Raw genomic sequence first — 5,571 nt, forward strand, 5'->3', positions numbered from 1 at the left:
CGCAGGTCGAGCGCGTCGACGTACGCGTATTCGACGGTCGGGCGGTAATAGAACATCAGCAGGAGGCCGGTGAACGTGAGAACGAGGAAGAGGAAGAACGTCACGCCGCCGGCGCACCACGTGTAGCGCATCTTCACGCCCGACTTGCGGGTCTTGACCGGATGGAGATGCAGGACGACGTTGCCGAGCATCGCGAGAACCCGCTTGCGATTCGTGTTCGGGACGCCGACCCGGAAGATCGACCTCCAGATCTGGCTGTCGACGATCGAGCGCTGGAGTTCCTCGAGCTTCTCCTTCACTCGTCGGCCGCCCCGCTCGCGCTTCCTAACGCGGACCCCTCACCGGCCGCGATTACGCGGCATCCTCTCCCCAAGGGAGAGGTTATTCGGATCGTCGCTGAGCTCCCGGCGTTGTGTGCGCTCGACGGCTTACGGCCTCCCAAATCGAGAACCTCCTCCGCGCCGGGACTTGCGCCCCAAAGGGCGCTGCGCTCTCGTCCCGTCGCGGAGACTTTTCGCGATTTGTCCTGCGCGGCTCGGGCGACTGCCCTCGACCGCTCCGGGGCCCCCGGCCCGCCCGGACGGGCGCGCGACCTCCCGGAGTTCGGATCGCGCGCGGCCCGACGACCATCGATCACGCGAGTCTCACGAAAAGAAGGTGACGGTTTCACTGGCTTCTCCCAAAAAAATTCGGGGAATCTTACCCGACTTTGACGAACGCCTTGGGGTCGGTCCACTGCCCCTGCTCGAAGAGGAACTTCGTCCCCTTGTCGACGATCAGCTGGCCGTCGTCGGGAGAGACCGAGATCGCGGCGCGCTCGAGCGCGCGCGGCGCCGGCCCCTCGAAGTTGATTCCGGAGATGTAGTAGCCCGAGCCGTGGCACGGGCACTTGAACTTGTTCTGCGCGGCGAGCCAGTTCGGCGTGCAGCCGAGATGCACGCAGACGGCGATCAGCGAGTAGATCTCCGCCGTGTTGCGGACGATCCAGACGCCGTACTTCTCTTTCCAGCGTTCGTCGACGCCGAGGCCGTAGTCCGCCGGCGGCCCCGCCTTGAAGAGCGTCGGGGGCTCGAAGAGGACGTTCGGAAAGAGGAAGCGCAGCATCGCGGTCGCGCCGGCTCCGACCGCCGCGGCGAAGCCGATCCACGCGATCGTCATCCACTTGACGGCGTCGCGCCGGCTCATCCCCTCCGAGGTTGCGGACTCGTCCGGCGTCGTCCGGCTCGAGACGATCTTCGGCTCCCGCGCCGCCATCAGTTCCCCTCCATCCCTCGAGTCACGATATCAAAAGCGCCGAGTCCGTCAAGGAGACGGGAAGACTCCGTCCGTCCGCTGTCGAGGACGCGATGTCGGCATCCGTCGAGGACGCAGGAACGATGTCCGTCGAGGACCGGAGAGCGACGCCCGCTCAAGGACGGCCCCCGATCGAGCGCATCGCCGCGCGCGCCGCGTCGCGGACCTTCAGGCTCGGATCGCTCGCGGAGAGCTTCGACAGCGCGGCGAGGGCGTCGCGGTCGCCGATGAGCGCCTCCGCCTTCGCGGCCGACACGATCGCTTCCTCGGCCTGCGCCGGCGAAAGCTTCTCGGCCTGCCGCGCGAGCGACGGGCGATCGAGCATCGAGTGGAGCACTTCCTTCCCCGCCGGATCGCGAAGCTCCGCGAGCGCGATCGCCGCGTTCCACCGAACGTCGGCCGCATGGTCGGCGGTCATCGCGGTGAGACGCGGAACCGCGCGCGGGTCACCGAGCTTGCCGAGGACGTACGCCGCCATCTTGCGCGCCCCGGGATCTTCCGTCCCGGAGTCGGCGACGATCATGGGAACGGCGTTCCGATCGCCGAGCATCCCGAGCGCCCACGTCGAGTAGAGGCGCACGAGCGCATCGGGGTCGCGGGCGCTCCGCTCGAGGGCGGGGATCGCGGAGGCGTCGCCGAGCCGGCCGAGGACGAGCGCGAGGTAGCGCTTCACGTCCCGGTCCTCGGGGCGGTCCGCGCGGAGCCGCTCGTAGACTTCGAGAGTCTGCCCGGCGAGCTTCCGGCGCTCCGGGCCGGGGGGGATCCGCGACACGGCGCGGGAGAGCTCGAAGGCGGACTGCCACCGCTGGTTCGCCGCCCCTCCCCGAACGTCGGCCAGGTAGTCCGCGGGAGTCTTGTGCTCGAAGGTCAGCATCGAGAAGAGGAAGAAGACGCCGACGCAGACCGCGACGACGACGAGCGGCACGAGGAAGAACTGGACGACGGCGCGGCCGGGACCGCCTTCGCCGGTCGAATCGTCGGAATCGCGGGGCGCGGCGTTCTCGTTCACGGGCGGGTCGGCGGCGGCGTCAAATGACCGGAAGGTAGCGCTTGGCCTGGGTGATCGGGTTGGGGACGAAGATCGCGTCCTTGTCGCAGACCGTCTCGCACAGCCGGCACGAGACGCAGGCCGGCGCGTCGACCTCGGCGATCTTGTGGACCATCGTCTCGTGCAGCGGGTCCTCGATCAGGTAGATGCAGTCGAAGGGGCAGATGTCGATGCAGAACTCGCACCCCGTGCACAGGTCCCGGTCGACGATCGCCTTCGGAATCTCCTTGGGCTTGACCTTCTCGACGAGCTGGCCCGCGTTGTTCTCGATGCACGAGACCGGGCAATAGCGCGCGCAGACCGAGCAGTCGATGCAGCGCTCCGGGTGAATGACGAACTTTTCCTTCTTGTCGCCCGTGATCGTGTGCGTCGGGCACTTGACCTCGCACACGCCGCAAGCGATGCAGGTTTCCTGTATGAAATGAGGCATCCGTGTTCTCCGGCCCCTCTCCCCGAGAAACTCCACGATACGCTTGTGAAATTTCTCACAAGAATCTTATCACCAGGATGCGCTGCTGGCTACGGGCGCAGCCCGGGGAACTTTTACCCGGCGTTCGCGTACGATCTGACAGGATGAAGGAAACCCGCGCGATCGTCCTCGGTCTGGTCGTCGTCCTCGTGGTGGCGCTCGTCTGGGGTTTCTTCCGCCGCCCCGCGCCCGGGATGCGGCGCGTGCGCTCGTTTCGCGTCCAGATCGACGGCGACCGCGACGGCCGCCGCAAGCACGTGTCGGTGCGAATTCCCGGGTTCCTCGTGGGCAAGGTCTCGAGCCTCGCCTCCCACGCGTGGGACGAGGGGGATTTCACCGACTGGGATTTCAGCGGCGAGGAGGGGCACGTCCGGATCACGCCGCGCGACATCCTCGACGCGGCGGACAAGAGCGCGCCGGGGAAGCCCGTAGCGATCCCGATCCGCGAAGGGGGCGACGACCGGCTCGAGGTTTCCCGCGAAGGGGACGTCATTCACATCGTCGTCTTCGACCACGGGCGCCACGACGTGGAGATCACGGCGCCCCGGCCCCTGATCGCGGGGCTCTCCCAGGAGAAGGCGCTCTCGCTCCGCGAGCTGTTGAAGCGCATCGACGACCTCGGGCCGGGCGAGCTGGTTACGGTCACCAGCGAAGACGCGACGATAAGAGTGACAGCGGAAGCACGTTAGCGCCTCGCGGAAATTCGAAATCCGAAGCTCGAAGCTCAAAGCTCAAAACAAATCCGAAATTCCGAAATTCGAATGACCGAAACGGAGCCCGCTTCGATTTTCGACATCCGGATTTCGAGCTTTGTTTCGGATTTCGAAATTCGAGCTTCGGATTTCCCTACGGTCGTTCTCCCAGGATCCGGGAGAGGTCGAACCGTCCCGGCGCTACGAACAGCGTCACCTCGCCGCGGCCGAACTCGGCGCGGTCGAGGGTCACGTCGAGGCCGGTCGGGAGCCATTCGTTGACGTTCACGACGAGAATGCGATCCGCCTTGTAGTACGTCAGGAGGCCCGGCGGCGCCTTCTCGACGAGGATCCCGATCAGCGCGTCGGGGATGGGGATGAACGACAGCGCGTCGACGCTCTCGACGACGAAGGCGAGGAACCCGTCCTTGAAACGGATCTGGGACAGCGAGGCGCGCGCCGAGAGCGGCACGCCGAACCGGCGCACGACGACGGTGACCGAGAGCTCCCCCGGCGCGGCGTGGACGCTCAGGTCGTCGAGCTCCGGGATTTCCGCGGCCATGCGGCGGGCGAGCGCCGTGAGCGCCTTCTCGTCGAGCGAGAAGGACAGCGCGCTCCAGCGCGCCGTGAGGTCGGGAACGGGCTCGTTTTCGGGTGTCCTGGAAATGGCCGCCGCGGGGTCTCCGGTCACTTACCCTCCGAGCGCGACCGGCTGCGGGCTCGCTTCTCGGAATTCCGGTACTTCGACGCCCAGTCGTTTCCTTCCGAATGAAGCGAGAACCGGACCCGGCGCAGCGCCCAGAAACCGTATGCAAAGAGCACGCCCCCAAAAAATATCGAGAAGCTGTCCAGAAACTCGAAGAGCCTCTCGGTCTCGGTGCCCGACGCGAGGCGAAGCAGCGCCGAAACCGGCCACACCACGCCGCCGAGGAGGCAGAGCCACGCGGTCCGCCGGTCGACGGCGTGATGGCCGCGGCTCCGCGTGAGGGGGCGCAGGGCGATCAGGAACAGCGCGATGGGGCCGGCGAAGTGAACGGCGCGTTCCCAGGTCATCGGAGGATGATTTTACAATATGTATGCCAGCAACGGCCGCACGGCTCGCGCCTCCTCGACCGGACCCCTCACCTGCCGCGAGTACGCGGCATCCTCTCCCCAAGGGAGAGGGAATTCGGGAGCTCGCCTCGCTCGCGACCTCGTGTGCGCTCGACCGCTGGCGGCCTCTCAGATCGCGGACCTCCTCCTCGCCGGGCGCTTGCGCACACACGGAGCTGCGACCGCAGGAGGCCGCCGAATTCCCTTCTCCCCGCGGGAGAAGGTGACGGCCGAGGCGAAGCGAGAGCCGTCGGATGAGGGAGCCGCATAGCGGCGTGCGCTGCGCGTTCATCCCATCGAGGAGACTTTCCGCGATAGGCTCGCGCACTGGCGTGCGCGGCGATCCACCTTCGCCAAGGCTTCGGCGGATCAACTTCGATTGAGGTTCGCGAGCCGGACCATCGTTGATTACCGCCTTGTCCGCCGAAGCTCGGAGAGCGGAGGAGGATCGGCGCGCTCGGCGCTGACGCGTCGGCCGCTTCGCGGCTGCGACTCACGTCGCGCGGTGGATACGACCTCCATCGCTCGCCCCAGAGGGCTCGACGACTCCGGCGCCCCCGGCCCCGGGGAATGCGTTCGCGACCTCTCGGAGCTCGGATCGCGAACGGCCCCGAGTGCAGGGAAGCCGCACGGCTCGACGGCAGCGCGAGCCGTGCGGCCGCTAGGCGAGATACGCGAGGGCGAACCCGACCTGCGCCGCCATCAGGATCAGGTACATGTGCCGCCACGCGGGATGGTTCTCGGTCGCCGTGAGCGCGTCGGGATCGCGGACGAGGAGCGACGCCGCGTAGAGTCCCCAGACCGCGAGGACCGCCCCCATCGAGAGCAGGAACGGGCGGTTCCCGGTCAAGAGCGGCAGCGACGGGTGCGCGGGGTCGTGCGCGAACGTCAGCGCGGCCAGGGCGATCCAGGGCAGGACGAAGAAGGGCGCCATGATCCTCGCGGCCCCGCGCACGCCGAACCGGACCGGGAGCGTG

General features: G+C 67.5%; 8 protein-coding genes. 1 reads left to right on the forward strand and 7 read right to left on the reverse strand.

Going from position 1 to position 5,571, the window contains the following annotated elements; all coding sequences use genetic code 11:
• The 4 genes from VKH46_14810 to VKH46_14825 form a co-directional block, all read right to left on the reverse strand.
• Positions 1-299 (reverse strand): cytochrome B6 (locus VKH46_14810; GenBank protein HKB72115.1); only part of this gene is annotated, 299 nt, incomplete at its 3' end.
• Between the two features lie 400 nt (positions 300-699).
• Positions 700-1,254 (reverse strand): Rieske 2Fe-2S domain-containing protein, encoded by a 555-nt coding sequence (locus tag VKH46_14815; GenBank protein ID HKB72116.1) that lies wholly within the window; start codon positions 1,252-1,254, stop codon positions 700-702.
• Positions 1,255-1,408: 154 nt separating this feature from the next.
• Entirely contained in the window at positions 1,409-2,302 is an 894-nt protein-coding gene (locus tag VKH46_14820) for a HEAT repeat domain-containing protein (GenBank protein HKB72117.1), read from the reverse strand.
• Positions 2,303-2,321: 19 nt separating this feature from the next.
• On the reverse strand, positions 2,322-2,771 hold the full coding sequence (locus VKH46_14825) for a 4Fe-4S binding protein (protein ID HKB72118.1): 450 nt from the start codon (positions 2,769-2,771) through the stop codon (positions 2,322-2,324).
• A 143-nt stretch (positions 2,772-2,914) separates the two neighbouring features.
• Here VKH46_14825 and VKH46_14830 point away from each other — a divergent pair, with 143 nt between their 5' ends.
• On the forward strand, positions 2,915-3,499 hold the full coding sequence (locus tag VKH46_14830) for a hypothetical protein (protein HKB72119.1): 585 nt from the start codon (positions 2,915-2,917) through the stop codon (positions 3,497-3,499).
• A gap of 157 nt (positions 3,500-3,656) precedes the next feature.
• Here VKH46_14830 and VKH46_14835 read toward each other — a convergent pair whose 3' ends face one another.
• From VKH46_14835 to VKH46_14845, 3 genes are all read right to left on the reverse strand, one after another.
• The gene (locus tag VKH46_14835; GenBank protein ID HKB72120.1) at positions 3,657-4,193 is read right to left on the reverse strand and encodes a hypothetical protein; all 537 of its coding nucleotides are present in this window, start codon (positions 4,191-4,193) and stop codon (positions 3,657-3,659) included.
• A complete protein-coding gene (locus VKH46_14840) occupies positions 4,190-4,555 on the reverse strand; it encodes a hypothetical protein (GenBank protein HKB72121.1) in 366 nt (121 codons plus the stop codon). Before VKH46_14840 ends, VKH46_14835 begins: the two co-directional genes overlap by 4 nt.
• A 700-nt stretch (positions 4,556-5,255) precedes the next feature.
• On the reverse strand, positions 5,256-5,571 hold a 316-nt coding region (locus VKH46_14845), incomplete at its 5' end, for a hypothetical protein (GenBank protein ID HKB72122.1).

It is taken from the genome of Thermoanaerobaculia bacterium, assembly GCA_035260525.1.
Lineage (GTDB): Bacteria > Acidobacteriota > Thermoanaerobaculia > UBA5066 > DATFVB01 > DATFVB01.